The 15815-nt window shown below is 71.5% G+C and carries 12 protein-coding genes; 4 read left to right on the plus strand and 8 right to left on the minus strand.

Annotated features, from left to right (window positions below):
* Window positions 1-18 precede the first annotated feature (18 nt).
* The 3 genes from ACLQ2O_RS29150 (at window position 19) to ACLQ2O_RS29160 (ending at window position 2257) form a co-directional block, all read left to right on the plus strand.
* Entirely contained in the window at window positions 19-822 is an 804-nt protein-coding gene (locus ACLQ2O_RS29150; RefSeq protein ID WP_425837380.1) for an ABC transporter ATP-binding protein, read from the plus strand.
* Window positions 809-1717 carry an ABC transporter permease gene (locus ACLQ2O_RS29155; RefSeq protein ID WP_425837383.1) on the plus strand — a complete coding sequence of 303 codons (909 nt, stop codon included), beginning with the start codon at window positions 809-811 and terminating at the stop codon, window positions 1715-1717. The genes ACLQ2O_RS29150 and ACLQ2O_RS29155 overlap by 14 nt, the downstream gene beginning before the upstream one ends.
* 93 nt (window positions 1718-1810) lie before the next feature.
* Window positions 1811-2257: a PLD nuclease N-terminal domain-containing protein gene (locus ACLQ2O_RS29160; protein ID WP_425837385.1), complete on the plus strand. Its 447-nt coding sequence runs from the start codon at window positions 1811-1813 to the stop codon at window positions 2255-2257.
* 109 nt (window positions 2258-2366) lie between these two features.
* On the opposite strand, the gene ACLQ2O_RS29165 is transcribed toward ACLQ2O_RS29160, so the two are convergent.
* The 4 genes from ACLQ2O_RS29165 to ACLQ2O_RS29180 all read right to left on the minus strand — a co-directional run bounded on the left by ACLQ2O_RS29165 (window position 2367) and on the right by ACLQ2O_RS29180 (window position 12324).
* Entirely contained in the window at window positions 2367-8546 is a 6180-nt protein-coding gene (locus ACLQ2O_RS29165) for a carboxypeptidase regulatory-like domain-containing protein (RefSeq protein ID WP_425837388.1), read from the minus strand.
* Window positions 8547-8612: 66 nt separating this feature from the next.
* Window positions 8613-8780: a hypothetical protein gene (locus ACLQ2O_RS29170; RefSeq protein ID WP_425837391.1), complete on the minus strand. Its 168-nt coding sequence runs from the start codon at window positions 8778-8780 to the stop codon at window positions 8613-8615.
* Window positions 8781-8860: 80 nt separating this feature from the next.
* Window positions 8861-11821: a helix-turn-helix transcriptional regulator gene (locus ACLQ2O_RS29175; RefSeq protein ID WP_425837394.1), complete on the minus strand. Its 2961-nt coding sequence runs from the start codon at window positions 11819-11821 to the stop codon at window positions 8861-8863.
* A 242-nt stretch (window positions 11822-12063) separates the two neighbouring features.
* A complete protein-coding gene (locus tag ACLQ2O_RS29180; RefSeq protein WP_344168677.1) occupies window positions 12064-12324 on the minus strand; it encodes a WhiB family transcriptional regulator in 261 nt (86 codons plus the stop codon).
* Window positions 12325-12521: 197 nt separating this feature from the next.
* Between ACLQ2O_RS29180 and ACLQ2O_RS29185 the strand changes: the two genes are divergently transcribed.
* Window positions 12522-13493: a MerR family transcriptional regulator gene (locus ACLQ2O_RS29185; protein WP_425837398.1), complete on the plus strand. Its 972-nt coding sequence runs from the start codon at window positions 12522-12524 to the stop codon at window positions 13491-13493.
* 9 nt (window positions 13494-13502) lie between these two features.
* On the opposite strand, the gene crcB is transcribed toward ACLQ2O_RS29185, so the two are convergent.
* The 4 genes from crcB to ACLQ2O_RS29205 all read right to left on the minus strand — a co-directional run bounded on the left by crcB (window position 13503) and on the right by ACLQ2O_RS29205 (window position 15645).
* A complete protein-coding gene (gene crcB / locus ACLQ2O_RS29190; protein ID WP_425837401.1) occupies window positions 13503-13856 on the minus strand; it encodes a fluoride efflux transporter CrcB in 354 nt (117 codons plus the stop codon).
* Entirely contained in the window at window positions 13853-14230 is a 378-nt protein-coding gene (locus tag ACLQ2O_RS29195) for a fluoride efflux transporter FluC (protein ID WP_425837404.1), read from the minus strand. The genes crcB and ACLQ2O_RS29195 overlap by 4 nt, the downstream gene beginning before the upstream one ends.
* A gap of 115 nt (window positions 14231-14345) precedes the next feature.
* Window positions 14346-14894: a histidine phosphatase family protein gene (locus tag ACLQ2O_RS29200; RefSeq protein WP_425837407.1), complete on the minus strand. Its 549-nt coding sequence runs from the start codon at window positions 14892-14894 to the stop codon at window positions 14346-14348.
* Between the two features lie 55 nt (window positions 14895-14949).
* A complete protein-coding gene (locus tag ACLQ2O_RS29205; protein WP_425837410.1) occupies window positions 14950-15645 on the minus strand; it encodes a hypothetical protein in 696 nt (231 codons plus the stop codon).
* Between the last annotated feature and the right edge of the window lie 170 nt (window positions 15646-15815).

The raw sequence follows: 15815 nt of genomic DNA on the forward strand, positions 1-15815 counted from the left end.
GCATCCAGGAGGCAGACCATGACCGCGACCGTCGAGGACCGGCAGACCGTGAGCGCCGGCGTCCAGCCGGTACGTTTCCACCAGGTGGGGAAGGCGTTCGGGCAGGGCGCGAAGGCCGTGGTCGCCCTGGACCAGGTCGACCTCCAGGTCGAGGTGGGGGAGTTCGTCTGCCTGCTCGGCGCGTCCGGGTGCGGCAAGACCACGCTGCTCAACCTGGTCGCCGGGCTGGACAAGCCCACCAGCGGACGGATCGAGGTGAACTCGTCGCGCCCGGCGGTGGTGTTCCAGGAGGCCGCGCTGATGCCGTGGCTGACCGCCGCCGGCAACATCGAGCTCCCGCTGCGGATGGCCGGCGTACCGAAGTCCGAACGCAAGACGAAGGCGGCCGAGTTGCTGGAGCTCGTCCGGCTGAAGGGTGTCGGCGACAAGCGGCCGCACGAGCTGTCCGGCGGGATGCGGCAGCGGGTCGCGCTCGCCCGCGCGCTGGCCTCGACGACCGACCACACGGGCACCGGAGCGGGCAAGCCGTCGCTGCTGCTCATGGACGAGCCGTTCTCCGCGCTCGACGCGATCACCCGTGACGTGCTGCAGGGCGAGCTGCTGCGGATCTGGCGCGCCACCGGTACGGCGATCCTGTTCGTCACCCACGACGTCCGCGAGGCGGTGCGGCTCGGTCAGCGCGTCGTCCTGCTGTCCTCGCGGCCGGGGCGCGTCGTACGGCAATGGGACGTCGACGGGCTGACCGGGGCACCGGAGATCGCTGCGGTGGACGAGATCAACACGGCTCTGCGCGAGGTGATCAGCCGCCATGCCGCAGCCTGAGACCACGGACGTCGAGGAACGCTCGGCGTCCGGTTCGCCGTACGAGGGATCGGTCGAGGCCGGGCTGGACGCGCTCGACACCCCGATCACCGGCCACCAGAGCAGCCTGCTGCGGCGGATCGCCGGGCGGGTGCTGCCGCCCGTCGGGGCGGTCGTGCTGCTCGTCGCGATCTGGCAGGCGCTCTGGGCGGCGGCGTTCTGGCCCGAGTTCAAGCTGCCGGCGCCGGCCGACGTCTGGGCGCAGATCTGGCAGCTGATCGTCAGCGGCGACATCCTCGAGCTGTTCTGGGTGTCGGTGCACCGGGCCGTGATCGGGTTCGCGATCTCGCTGCTGATCGCCGTCCCGCTCGGGCTCGCGATCGCCAACATCACCGTCGTACGGCGAGGGATCGGGCCGCTGGTGAGCGGGCTGCAGAGCCTGCCGTCGGTGGCGTGGGTGCCGGCGGCGATCCTGTGGTTCGGGCTCAACGACCGGGCCATCTACTGGGTCGTGCTGCTCGGCGCCGTACCGTCGATCGCGAACGGTCTGGTGTCCGGTCTGGACCAGGTCCCGCCGATCCTGCCGCGCGTCGGGAAGGCACTGGGGGCCGGGCGGTGGGGCGGGATCCGGTACATCCTGCTGCCGGCCGCGCTGCCCGGGTTCCTCGGCGGGCTCAAGCAGGGCTGGGCGTTCTCGTGGCGGTCACTGATGGCCGCCGAGCTGATCGCGACCTCACCGGACCTCGGCGAGGGGCTCGGGCAGTTCCTGCACAACGGGATGTCGCTGTCGGACATCTCGATGGTCTTCGCCGGCATCCTGCTGATCTTCGTGGTCGGCGTGGGGATCGAGCTCGCGGTGTTCCGGCCACTGGAGAACTCCGTGCTCAAGGCTCGCGGGCTGACCCGGGCGAGCTGAATCCGCGGCGTACGGGCGGCCGTTCTCGAGCCGAAAGGGGATCGGCCGCGCCGTCGGGGTCGCGCGCTGGGAAAGGCGCCGTACTGTGGAGGCGTGCGATATCTGCCGTTCCTGATCAGCCTGGCCCTGACCGTCTACGCGCTGTTCTCCTGCATCCAGACGCGTACCGAGGACGTCCCCTACCTGCCCAAGCTGGTGTGGCTCGTCCTGATCGTCTTCGTGCCCTTCGCGGGCCCGATCGTCTGGCTGCTGATGTCCCGGAACGCGCGACGCCCCGAACGACCGGTCCGCCGCACCCCGGCCCCCGGCCGCCCGGTCGCGCCCGACGACGACCCGGACTTCCTCGCCACCCTCGAGCGCTACCGGGACCCGAGAATGGGCGGCAAGCTCCCGCCTCTCCCGGCGGACCCGCCGCAGGACGGCAAGGACAAGGGCAAGGACGGCAAGGACAAGGGCAAGGGGAAGGGCAAGGGCAAGGACAAGCCCGACTCGGCGAAGGACTCCGAGGCCCCGACCGAGTCCGACGACGGCAAGAGCTAGCCGTCCGGCCGGACCCCCGATCGGCCCCGCCACCTGGGTGGTGACGGAGCCGATCGTGCCGGCCCGGCCGGGACCGTGATGTCTTCGGAAGGTCAGCCGGACCCCCCGCTCACCTCTTCGTGACCGGGCGTGGGTCCTCCAGCACCTTCAGCGAGCCGAGGACCGGGTCGGCCTGCCCGGGATCCCCGACCAGCTTGACCGTGAGGTCACCGCCGGTGTGCTCGACCGTCGTGGTGTGCGTGTCGGCGGTGAGCCTGCCGACGTCTGCTCGGACGTCGTGGTCGTAGAGCACCGGCTCGCCGTCGACCAGTACGTCGAACTTACGCTTGCCGGGCTTCACGTCGGCGAGCTCGGCGAAGCCCAGCCCGATCACGTAGCTCCCGGCCGGCGCGTTCTCGAACACGTATGAGAACGTCTTGCCGGTCCGCTGGGTGCGGAACAGCTTGTCGTCCACGGTGCCCGCGATGTTCGCGCTGGTCGACTTGGTGGTGCCGCCGACGTAACCCCACGCGCGCTGGGGCCGCGCCGCCTGGTCCGCGGACCAGGCGAACCCGGCGGAGTCGGTGAACGCCGGGCCTGCGGCGTTCACCCCCACCCAGTACGCCGAAGCCGCCAGGTCGGCCGGCACGAGCCGGGCCGGGGTGCGCCCGTCGTTCGACGAGACGAGGACGTCACCGAGCAGCAGCCCCGGCGTGGTCCCCGCGGTGCGGACCGTTGCCGTCACCGTGGTGGACCGGCCGACGGCCAGGTCGACCGCGGCCTTGGTCGCGTCGCCGGTGAGCGACAGCCACGGTACGTCGGTCGCCGTACCGGCGGCCTGGTCACCGCGAGCCCGCTCCGCGACCGACACCGACAACGGGGCCGAGCCCGTGTTGGTCACGACCACGTTGGTCCTGGCCGTCTGGTTCGGGCCGAGATGCCATTCCAGCTTCTCGGTGGAGACCTCGGCGACGCCGGTGCGCAGCCCGACGTCCCGCGTCTGCGCCTGTCCGCCTTCGCTGATGGTCACCTTGGCGGTGTCCGCGACGTAGTTCGGCGCCGAGACGTTCACCGTGTGCTCACCGAGCAGCATCTGGGCCTTCCAGAGCCCCACCTTGTTGGTGGTGATCGTGCGGGTGCCGCCGTCGGGAGCGGTCAGGGTGACCGAGGCGTCGACGATCGGCTTGCCGTCGTTGGTGTCGGTGACGACGCCTTCGAGCGTGCCGGCCGCCGGGAGTGTGTACTCCAGGTCGAGACCCGCGGTCAGCGAGGGCGTGTTGAAAGAGTGCACCAGCGTCGGCGCGCCGTTCAGGCCCTCGATGCCGACGGTGGCCGACGAGCCCTTGGTCAGCGGGTTCTCGCCGCCGACGCCGTCGCCGTACCCGAGCTGGATGCGGCCGTCCTCGACGAGCGTGACCGAGAAGCTCACCCGCTGGTCGGGCGCGTCCCGCAGGACGACGTTGCGGTACTCGATGACCTGCGCGGCGTGTCCGTCGACCTCGGCCACGCCGACGTAGATCCCCGCCGACGCGTCGACGGACAGGTTGTCCCAGAACGGGTAGATCGCGTCGGCTCCGGCGGCACTGGTCGGCAGATCGGTGTTCGCCGACATGGTCCGGCTCCGGTCGAAGGTCAGCATGCCGGTCGGCGACACGCACACCCCGTCCCAGGTCCGGTCGTAGAACGGGAAGTCGAACCCGAACCACAGCACGCCGCACAGGAAGGTACCGGTCCAGGGAGTCCGCGTGGTGCCCGCGCGGTACAGTCCCGTCGTGACCGTCGGCGTGTACGAGCGCCCGGCGGGCGCGACCTCGACCTCCTCCGGCTCCTCGGGACCGGGATCCTCCGGCCCCGGCCCGGCCTCGGTGCCCCGAGGATCGAGCGTCACCCGCAGCGAGGTGACGCTCGGAGGCTTCATCCCTCGGTGACCCTTGAGCTCCACGGTCAGCGGCCCACCGGCGTGCTCGACGACGGCGGTGTGCACGTCCGAGGTCAGCCGCCCGGCCGAGCCGGCGATGTCGTACCCGTACTGCGTGACCTTGCCGTCGACCAGTACGTCGAAGACGCGCTTGCCGGGCTTGGCGTTCTCGATCTCGGCGAAGCCCAGATCGACGACGTACCTGCCCTTGGGGGCACGGTCGAACGTGTAGCCGAACTCGATGTCCGACGTGGTGCGCTGGCTCTGGAACAGGGCGTCGTCGACGGTTCCCTCCACCCTGGCCTTGGTGGAGGTCGCCCGGGTCCGGCCCTGGTACCCCCAGGAGTTCTTCCGGTACGCCTGGTCCTTGGACCAGGTGAAGCCGGCGTCATCGGTGAAGGACGAACCGCCGGCGTTCACGGCGGCCTGGTACGCCGTGGCGGTGAGCGTGACGGGGACGTAGTGCTTGGACTGCCGGCCGGCGTCGGAGGTGACGACGATGTTGGCGCCGAGCACTCCCGGGTCGACGTCGTCGCTGGACAGCGAGACCTTCACCGTCCTCGACTCACCCGGCGCGAGCGTGCCGCCGGTGCTGGACAGCGAGAGCCAGGGCAGGTCGGTGACCTGGTCGTCCTCGACGTCCACCAGCAGGACCTGGTCCGAGATCTGGTCGGTCGCCCACAGGGCGCCGGTGACGTCGGTCTCCAGGCCGCCGCCCTGGTTGGCCTTCGGCTGCGGGAACCACCAGGCCTTGACGAGCGAGCAGTCGGTCGGGTCGACCTGCAGGAGCCGGGTCTTGGACGCGCTCCGGTCGGTGTACCAGATGGTGTCCGAGGCGGTGTTGTAGGCCAGGCCCATCACCTGGGGCAACGGCGGTGCGCAGTACGAGAGCATCTGTCCCGGCGTCGCGTGGGACGTGCCCGCGATGGTGCCGATCAGACCGTTCTTGCGGCCACCGACGTAGAAGACGTCGCGGCCCGGGTCGTAGGCCAGACCGGTCAGCTGGACCGTCGACCAGTCACCCTTGACCTCGCGGGTCTTCTTGCCGGTCTCGCGGTCGAAGCAGTGGATGTAGCTCTTCGGGCTGTCCTCCATCTGGCACATGTCACCGGTGCGGGTGTCGAGGGCCAGGTCGAACGCCTTGTAGTCGGGGTTCCACGACGCCGCGAACTCCTTGCCGGTCTTGCGGCCGGTCACGGTGAAGGCGGTGTTGGTCTCCGCGTCGTAGTCGTGCACCCACACGTCGCCGTCGTACCCGATGCCGGCCGGCTCGCTCTCGACGCCCGGCGTGGGGTTGAAGCTGGTGAGCACGTCGCCGCCGGACAGTACGCCGACCGGGAACGCCGGATCCTTGGTGCTCGCCTTCGCCGTACCCCGGTCCGCGGCCGACGGGGCATAGGGGCCTGTGGCAACCTTGTTCCAGCCCGCGAGGTCGATCGAGGTCTGCGCGCCCTTGACGGTGCTGGTGACCGCCGGCTGCTGGTCGAACGCCGGGTGGCGACCCACCTCACCGAGCTCGAACTTCATCGGCGCCGAGCCGGAGTTGGTCAGCGTCAACGACCCCGTCCCGCCCTGGTCGGTGCCGAGTACGGCGTCCAGGCCGTCGGTCGCCAGGTCGGCGACCCCGGTCAGGAGGCGTGCGTCGACCTTGGCCGATGAGTACAGCTTGTCGAGGGTGAAGTCGTGGCTCTGGGTTTGGTAGCCGGAGGCAACGACCGCCACTGTGTACTTGCCGGTCGCCAGCTGCCGGTGGAACGCACCGGTCGAGTCGGTGGTGAGGTTCTCGACGACGCCGTCGGCATCCGCGATCGAGACCTGGGCACCGGCCACCGGCAACCCGTCGTTCTTGTCGGCCACCACGGTGTCGAGGAAGCCGAAGTCGGGCAGGTCGTAGGTTACGACGAGCCCTTCGTGCAGCGCGGGCGCCTGGTCGGAGAACGAGATCCCGACGCCGTCCGACCCCTGGATGCCGGTGATCGCGGTGGAACCGGCGCTGATCGGGCCGTTCTCGCCGACGCCGTCGCCGTATCCGACGATCATCGTTCCCGAGCGCGTGAACGTGACGGAGAAGTTGACACGGGCGTGCACGCCGGAGGTGTCGGGCGCCGTGACCGTGACGTCGCGGTATTCGATCACGAAGGCGTCCTCGCCGTTCACCGTGGTGGCCGCGGTGTAGACGCCACCCTCGCCAAGGTCCAGCGGGCGGCTGGAGTAGAACGGCAGGACCGCCCGTCCGGTGCCGCCCGGCGTCGCCGTCGGGTCGGCCGAGATCAGGCCGCGCAGACCGACCTTGAGGGCTTCGAACGAGCCGTCGTACAACGCGACCGGGAACGGCAGCTTGACGTCGGCCCAGACGCCGTTGGGGAACGCCACCTTGTCCGTGCCGCGGCGGTAGTCGCCCTCGGACACGGCGCAGGTGTAGCCGATGCCGTCCTCGACGAGCTCGACCGGGACGGTCAGCGACTCGTCACCGTCGACCGCGAGGGCGGCGGTGGCGGGGGAGAAGCAGGAGTTCGGCCGGACGGCGAGGGTGTAGTCGCCCGCCGGTACGCCGGCGATCGTGAACGTGCCGTCGGCGCCGGTGCGGACCACCGGCAGCGGGGTGTCCTTCACGGTGACGTCGGCGTTCGGCACCGCGGCGCCGTCGGCCGTGACGACCTTGCCGGTCACGCCGTACTTCGTCGCGGTCGCGAGCACCGCGCTGACCGTGGCGCTGCCGTCCACCGTGATCGTGGTCTTCGTGGTGGTGGGCAGGTAGCCGAACGCCGTCGTCGTGACGTCGTACTCGCCGGCCAGCAGTTGCAGGGAGAACGTGCCGTTCGCGGCCGACGTCGCCGTCCGTGAGTGCTCGCCCTGGGCCGTGATCGTGGCGCCCGCGACGGGCTTGCCGGCGGAGTCGGTGACCGTTCCGGTCAGGCGGCCCGCGCCGCCCGCGGCGACGCCGGCGTTGACGAGCGCCAGAGCGTCCAGCTCACCCTCGCCCCACGTCGGGTTGTCGTCGGCGGTGCCGCCGCAGGTGGTGTCGTCGACGTCGTGCGCCGTCTCGTCGAGCAGCGCCCGGGTGCTCTCGATGTCACCGACGAGCGCCGGCACGGCCGACCACAGCAGCGCGACGGCGCCGGTGACGTGCGGCGCCGCCATCGAGGTGCCGTTCATCGCGGCGTACGTCCCGTCGCCCATCGAGGAGCGTACGGCGACGCCCGGGGCGGCGATGTTCGGCTTGATCTCGCCGTCCTGGCCCGGGCCGCGGGAGGAGAAGTCCGCGATCGTGCCGTCCTGGGCGGACGCACCGACCGAGTAGGTGAGGGTCCGCGACCCGGGCGAGCCGGAGGTCTGGCAGGCCGACCCCTCGTTGCCGTTGGACCACACCGAGAAGATGCCCGCGGCGTCCCAGGCCTCGATGATGTCCTCCATGAACGGCTCGTTGGTCGGGGCGTTCGAACCCCACGAGTTGTTCACCACGTGCGGGCGCTTGGCCGGGTCGGGAGCACTGCCGTCCGCGGCGGTCGGCGCGAGCAGCCACTGCGCGGAGGCGGCCAGCGCGTCGGCCGAGCACGAGTCGCAGCCGTTGGCCGCGATCCAGTGCGCGCCCGGGGCGACCCCGATCTGGTTGCCCGCGTGGTCGTCGCCGACGATGGTGCCCATCGTGTGCGAGCCGTGGTCGCGCCGGTCGCACGGACCGGCGCCGTCGGGGCAGACCCCGTCGGCGTCGTAGAAGTTGTAGTCGTCGTCGATCGTGCCGGTGGCCGGATCGAAGCCGCGGTAGGAGCTCCGCAGCGCCGCGTGGTCGCCGTCGACGCCGGTGTCGAGATTGGCCACGGTGATGCCCTGGCCGGTGATCCCGGTGGCCCAGACCTGGTCGGCGTGGATGTCGGCGACACCCCATTCAGGACCCGCCGCGACCGCCTTCGGAGCAGCGACCGGGGCGACCGGGGGCTCCTCCAGCACGAACGCCGTGGGGCGCGAGATCTCCGTGACGGCGGAGTGACCGGCGAGCGTGGCTGCCAGGTCCGCCGTACCGTCCTCGATCAGGATGGCATTCGTCACCCAGTAGCTCTGGTAGTGGACGCCCCGCTTGCCGAGCTCGGCGGCCACCTCGGACTGGCTCGACTCGGCCGCCTTCCGGAGCGTGTCGTAGACGGCCCGGCCGCGGGTGGCCCAGTCGTCGATCTGCCGCGCCGTGGACAGGTCGGCCCGCTCGGAGAACTGGACCCACAGGTCGGTCTTGGCCGTGCGCAACGACTGCTGCAGCTCCGGCTCGATCTTCTCGGCGGGCTGCACCGGGTCGGCGGTGACCTGGGCCGGACTGGCGGCGGCCGGCGTCGGTGGCGCGGCACCCACACTCAGGCCGACCGCCACAGCCATCGCTGTCAGGGCGGAAAGAAGTTTCATTCGGGTCCTCTCGAACAGGCAAGAGCCCAGCCGGTGGGTCGATGGCCGCCGGCCGGGAGCGGGTGGCTACAGGGGTTGGTAACGGTCCCGCTGCTGATGGCCAGGGCGTACGTCGTCCTCGGCGTCGCTGCCCGGCTGCTGCACCGGGCGACGCAGCGGTGCGTCCGCGGCAGGGCCGAGCTCGTCAGCGGGGGAGCCGGCGCCGTCAGCTGGGGGGTCGGGCCGGTCACCCATGCGGTGTCCCGGTGGTTTGCATCATGCCGTCATGGTCCGAGACGGGCCGCGTGGTCGCTATCCAGCGGATACGTCAATCATCAGGAAGCGTCGGCCGGACCGTTCTCTTCGGTGAACACCCCGACCTCGACGGCGGTCACCGCCAGGGCGGTCCGGGACGTCACCTTCAGCTTGCGCATCGCGGAACGCAGCTGCTGGTCCACGGTGGCCGGCGACTTCGTCAGGATCCGGGCGATCTCGCGGTTGGTCTTGCCGGCGACGACCCAGCGGACCACGTCGAGCTCGCGGGGCGAGAGCTCGTCGCCGTACCCGCGGCGGCCGCCCCTCCACAGCCGTGGCACGTCCGTGCCGTGATCACGAAGCCGCTGCGCGACCCGGTCCGCGTCGCCGCGGGCACCGAGCCGGAACAACGGTTCGTAGACCGCGGCCAACAGCTCCTGTCCCGCACGGGCGTCGCCCGCGGCGAGCAGCGCCTCGGCCTGTCGCTCGCGGGCGAGTAGAGCGTCGTACGGGCGCGGCAGTTCGTCCCACTCCCGCGCGGTGCCTGCCCAGCCGGCCGCCGCACCTTCGTGGTCACCGGTCGCGGTCGCGAGGTGTGCCCGGCACGCTGCGAGCGCCGCTTGCGGTCCGGGTGCGTGGCGGTCGCGCAGGCCTTCGGCGAACCTCCGCGTCAGGTCGATCGCCTCCTCCACCTGCCCTGCGGCGAGGTGCGCCGCGACCCGGGCCGGAGCGAGATCGGTCGCCCAGATCCAGATGCCCTTGGTCTCGACCGTCTCCATCGGCCGCTGGGTGATCCGCAGCGCACGATCGACGTCGCCGTCCGCGAGCCACAACTGCGCCAGCGCCGCCGCCGGCTCCATCGTGTCGTCGACCGCGCCGAGCCTCGCAGCCTCGTCCAGCACCAGCTGGAACTGCTCCGCCGCGGCCCGCCGGCCCCCGCTCGCGGCGGCCAGACGCGCCGCCAGCCGGATGCTCGCCAGGTAGACGCTGGGCCGTTCCTGGTCGGCTGTCGCGAGGGCCGCCGCGCGCTCGGCCAGGCCCTCCCAGCGGCCGGAGAACCAGTCCAGGTTGGCCAGTTCGATCAGGACGTTGTACCGCAGCCGGGAAGCCTGTTCGGCCTCGGCGAGACCCAGCGCCACGGTCAAGTGGTGCTGAGCCTCCGGGTACCGGCCCCAGACCAGCGCGCCGGTACCGATGTTGGCGTTGATCCGGGCCACGTCGAACCGTTCCGCCGAGGTCGACCCCTCGGTCGGCAACTCGGCCACGACGTCCCAGGCATCCTGCTCGCCGAGCATCAGCAGCGCCGCCGCACGGTTCCCCGCCAGGGACAACCGGTCCGCCGGCGAGTCGATCGCATCGGTCAGGCCGGCGGCCCGTTCGAGCCAGTGCCGATGGGTCGAGGCGGGCCACGGCCCGGCGTACGCCCAGCCGAGAAAGGTCATCGCCTTGGCGGCCTCGACCGGATCGTGCTCGAGATCCCGCACTGCGCGCTCGAGCTCGGTGAGTGCCTCCTGGGCCTCGCTCAGGTTGATCAGCAGCCGGCCGAGCGGGTTGCGGATCTCCGCCTGCTGACGCGCGGTCAGATCGGCCGAGGCGAGCACGGCGCGCAGGGTCCGGACCACGCGCCGGTGCACCTCGTCGACCGAGTCCCTGCGGCCGAGCGCCGCGACCGCCGCGACGCGGGCGATCCGTGCGGTGTCCGGTGGGGCAAGCCGGGCCGCGGTCAGCAGCTCGTCGAGCAGGACGACCGCTGTGGTGTGGTCGCCTGAGGCGAGGGCGCGGTGGGCGGCCTGCTCGGCGTACCGGGTCCACGGCTTGGTCTCGCCCGCCTCCCGGAAGTGGCGGGCGAGCTGCGCGACCGGCGGCGGATCGACGTCCTCCAGAACCCGGCCCGCGCGCAGATGGAGGGACCGGCGCTCGGTCCGGGACGTCGCCTCGTACACCGCGGCGGCCACCAGCATGTGCCGGAACCGCCACCGCCCGAGGTCGTCGTCGAGCACCATGCCTGCCTCGGACGCCTCGGTGACGCCCGCCTGGCATGCGTCGGCGGTCAGGTCGGCGGTCGAGGTCAGGGTCAGCTCGGTGGACGGCTCGGACAGGGCAGCCAGTGCCTGCAGCACTCGCTGCGCAGTCGACGACAGTCGCCCGACCCGCTCCCGGGTCGAGTCGCGCACGGTCGGCGGGACCTGCAGCTCGCTGAGGCTGAGCCGCATCCACTGGCCGTCGCGGAACACCAGGTCCGCGCGGTCGCACATCAGGCGCACCGACTCCTCGACCGCAAGCGGTACGCCGTCGGTCCGCTTGTGCAGGAACGAACTGAACTCGGCCGACATCGGCTGGCCGTCGAGCATCGACGAGACGAGGTCCGCGGTCTGGTTCTGACTGAGCTGCGCCAGGACGAGCCGCAAGTGGGTGATGCCGGCCGGCAGGCGGGACGACAACCGCAGGAGCAGCGACTGGTCGGCCACCTCCTCGGGCCGGTACGTGACGACCAGGTTCGGTCCGCCGCTGAGCTGGCGGGAGGTGAGGAACAGCAGGAACTCCAGGGTCACCTCGTCGGCCCAGTGCGCGTCCTCGACCACCAGGAGATCCACGTGCAACGCACGGAGCAGCTCGGCCAGAGCACGGAAGAGTCGGTGGCGTGCCGTCTTGGCGTCGTCCAACGGCTCCGGAGCAGGCGGCAGATCGGCGGACCACTCCGGGAACAACGGCCGCAGCGCTCCGGCCAGATCGGTGAGCCCCAGGTCGGCCACGCGGTGCTGCGTCCCGAGGAAGGCGTCGACGATCGGACCCAGCGTCAACGACTCCCGGAGCGGCGGGCACATCGACAGCAGAGCACGGTGCCTGCGGCCCGGCGCCTGCGCCAGCCACTCCTGGAGCAGGCGGCTCTTGCCGATCCCGGCCTCGCCTTCGACGAGCACGAGGGCCGGGGCCTCGGCCAGCGCGGCCGACAGCGCCGCCACATCCCGCTCGCGTCCCACGAACGCCGGGGTCGTCACGGCCGGCGGATTCGCGGCGACGGCGGACGTCACGTGGACCATGCGTGATGATGGCCCGTTGACGGTGCCCGGCGCAACCGAATCCGTCGAGCCCGAACGCCTTGTGGCGTTGGGGTCCGGCGTGCCGGCCGGGGCGGCACCGGCTTGCGGGCACAGCGGTGCCGTGGCCGCGGGGCCGGTGCTGACACGGTGTTCAACCTCCGGGAGACAACGACCGGGGTTGGGTCCGGGGCCGGCGTGGGCCGGACCCGGAAGGGTCGGGGTGGTTCGTCACCCGGCGGCCGTCAGGCGGACTTCCTGTGCTCGGCGAGTACGACGTTGTTGTCCCGCTCGGATTCCGTGGTCCCGCCCCAGACGCCGTACGGCTCTCCGACGGAGAGTGCGTGCTGACGGCACTCGGGCTGGACCGGGCAGGTACCGCAGAGTGACTTCGCCACCATCTCGCGCGCGCGTTTGCGGACGCCACGCTCCGATTCGGGGGAGAAGAACAGCTCCGGGTTGACGTCGCGGCAAGCGGCTTGCGACTGCCAGTCCCACAAATCCATGAGCGGGCGGGGTAGGCGAGGCATCCCTCTCGACATGGCAACCTCCTTGACTCACCGTGAGCGCGGACGGGCGCTCGGTGAAAACTATGCTCAACTCATGCGTAGTTCAACCCTTGTCGTCTCGAACTTCGGTCGATTCGTTATCGGCCCTTGGCGAAACGGCGCGCAATTGCCTCCTCTCGGGAGCTGAAACGGGCATGATGAAGGCCGTGCCACCCGCCTCGGAAACCCTCACCGTCGGGGCCGCCGCACGCCGTCTGGGCATCGCCGCGCCGACCCTGCGCAGCTGGGAACGCCGGTACGGACTGAGCCCGAGCGCCCGCAGTACAGGCGGTCACCGCCGGTACGACGCGGAGGACCTGGCCCGGTTGCGCGCGATGCTGCGACTGGTCGACCAGGGGGTGCCGACGGCCGAGGCCGCGGCGGAGGTCCGCGACCGCAGCTTCCCGGTGTCGTCACCGGCTGTGACATCCGCCACGTCGGTTGCCCCGGGCCCGCAGAAGCCTGCCGCGGCAACCTTTCAGCCGTCGGCGCGGGCCCGGCGCGAGCCTTCGAAGCCGCCCGCGGACCTGTTCTCGCTGGCGAACGCGATGGACGCCGAGCGGCTCACGCACGAAGTTGCCCGCAGCCTCGACCGGTCCGGCGCCGTCGAGGCCTGGACGAACCGGTTGATGCCGCTGCTCGTCGAGGTCGGCGACCAGTGGGAACGCACCGGCGCGTGCGTCGAGGTCGAGCACCTCGCGTCGGACGCGGTCGCGGGCGGCCTGCGGTACCACACGCGTCGCGCGGTCGAGCGGAACCGGCCGGACGACGAGGAGCGTCCCGTCGTACTGGCGTGCCTGGAGCGGGAGGACCACGCGCTGCCGCTGCTGGCACTCGCGGCGGCGCTGGCCGAGCAAGGGGTGAAGGTCCGGACGCTGGGGGCGGCGACGCCGGTCGCGTCGCTGTCGACGGCCGTCAGCCGGGTCCGGCCGGCGGCGGTGTTCGTGTGGTCGAGCGCGCCGGAGACGGCGGACCTGGCCGCGTTGAAGACTCTGGTGCGCACGCGGCCGTCGTACGCGATGGTGATCGGCGGCCCGGGCTGGCAGGCGGTCGGCAAGCCGGCCGGCTGGGTGAACTCGCTCGCGGACGCGGTGAACGCGCTGGTCACGGCGGTCCGCCCGGGCTAGAGCGTGTTTCTAGGTGATCGTCGTGCCGAGGATCGCGGCGGCGAGGCCGAGGCCGAGATTGAGTACGGCGTTGAGCGCCGCGCCCGTGCGGTTGCCGGAGCGAGCGAGCTGCAGGGTCTCGGCGGAGAACGTGCTGTACGTCGTGAACGCGCCGCAGAAGCCGACGCCCAGCAGGAGCGTCGTCGTGTGGTCGGTGACGCCGGTCAGCAGGCCGAGCACGAAGCTGCCGAGCACATTGACCGTCAGCGTCCCCCACGGAAACGGTCTGGCGCCGTGCAGGATCCGCGCGACGACGTACCGGTCGGTGAGAAACCGCAGCGGCGCGCCGACGGCCGCGCCGACGGCGACGAGCAGGAGATTCATCGGGCCACCCGGTCCCCGGCCCAGACCGCGACGAGGGCGGCCGCGAGCGTGCCGAAGAAGTAGACCAGGGCAACGATCGCATGGTCGGGCAGCAACCGGTCGGTGTCGACGGCAAACGTCGAGAACGTCGTGAACCCGCCGAGCACTCCGGTTCCGAGAAACGGCCGGAGCAGCTGGTGCGTCTGCGGGGTGATCCGGGCCAGCAGCGCACCGATCAGGAAGCACCCGGCGACGTTGGTCACGAACGTCGCCCACGGGAACCCGCCCAGCTGATGCGGCCAGAGCTCGGCCAGCCCGTACCGGGCCAGCGAGCCGACGATCCCACCGGCGGCAATCACCACCAGCGTCCGCCCGAGTGAAATCTCCTTCGTCACCGGCGCACCACACCCCGGCGCGACGCGGGGCGCGCACCCGCGTCCCGGCGGCCCCGGTACGTTTCGTAGCTCGCCGGGAAGTCGTACGCCTCGGCGGGTTGTCGATCCAAGCGGCTCACGAGTTGTCGGTGGCGTCGTAGCGGTAGTACTCGTGGGAGCCGTGGGGGAGGTCCTTGGTGCCGGTGAGAGCCCGGACGACCATCGCGTGGGTGATCGCGAGGACCGGGCCGTCGGTGCTCGCGGTGTGGCGGGTGATCGCGGCGCGGGCGCGTTCGCGGACCGCCGACAACGGCTCCCACGGGCGCGGGATGCCGTCGGGCCACTCGCCGTCGTACTCGTCGAGCTCCGCCTGAGCAGCCCGTACGTCGGCGACGCCGCGCCAGGTGCCCGTGCTGTTCGGCAGCCAGTCGCGCAGGTCGTAGTCGACCTTCACGCCGAGCGCGAGCCGGTGGCCGATGATCGAGGCGCTCTGCAGGGCACGGGTGAACGGCGAGCTGACCAGGTACGTCGCGCCGATGCCGCTGAGCAGGTCCGCGAGGGTCTCGGCCTGCTTGACGCCTTCGGTGCTGAGCGGAGCCGAGTCGGCGGCCATGCCCGGCCAGCCGCGGCCTTCCACCGGTTCGTAGTCCGGTGCCCCGTGCCGCACCAGGTAGATCTGGATCACGAGCCTGTTCTACCTGACTCGGCAGCTTCGTGTCGCGATCCGCGTGGTGTCGCCCTCATCGCAGGTGCCGAGCGCCGGACCAGCCCCGGACGTGCCCACCCTGCAACGGATCCACCGGCCCACCCGGCGGCCGGACCGCGTGCTGTACGCCGAACAGCTCGTCCAGCGCGGCCCGATCGTCGGCGTCGGTCCCGTCGAACTCGCCCGGCGCGGACCCGTCACCGGAGGCGGTGCCGTCGTCGAGAGGGTCCGGGTAGTCGAGGGGAGCCGGGTAGTCGAGCCCAGCGAGCCTGGGCAGGACGGTCGGGCCGTCGAGTGGCGACCGGGCCGCCTCGGTTCCTGCTCGGCGTTCTCCTCGTCCGTCCGGGCGGTCGGTGATGCCCTGCGACGGCGTACTGCCGTCGAGCTCGTCGAGGGACGAGGGGTAGGCGGGCGGAGGCGCGTTGTGGAAGTCCTGGAGCGGCCTGGCGCCGCGTTTGCCCAACGGGGGTCGGGTTTCGAGCTGTGGCGGGTCCAAAGGCGTGGAGGGCTCCGTCCAGCTCTCCAGCCAGTGGACTTCCGTCGCGCCGTGGTGGCCGTGGACGGCGAGGACCGAGTCGAGGTCGGGCCAGACCGCCGTCGCGGGATTGTTGCCTCGCCACCGCAACGCCACCGAACCGTCGGTGAACACGCACCCCTCGGCGACCACTCCGGTCCCCGAGACGCCGCTGAGGTCCCGGTGCCGGACCAGCTCGAACGTCCGCGGAATCACCGGCCCGCTCCGCGCCGGAACCCACTGTGCCGAACCAGACCCCCGAGCGGACTCGCCACCGTACTTCGACCCCTTAGATGCCTCGACATGTTGTTGCGACCCTCAACGACCCACCTCCCACCCCGGTTACTGCTGGGACAGCTGGGTCTCACCCGCTGGCCGTATCCGTC

The organism is Kribbella sp. DT2 (assembly GCF_049844575.1).
Taxonomy (GTDB): domain Bacteria; phylum Actinomycetota; class Actinomycetes; order Propionibacteriales; family Kribbellaceae; genus Kribbella.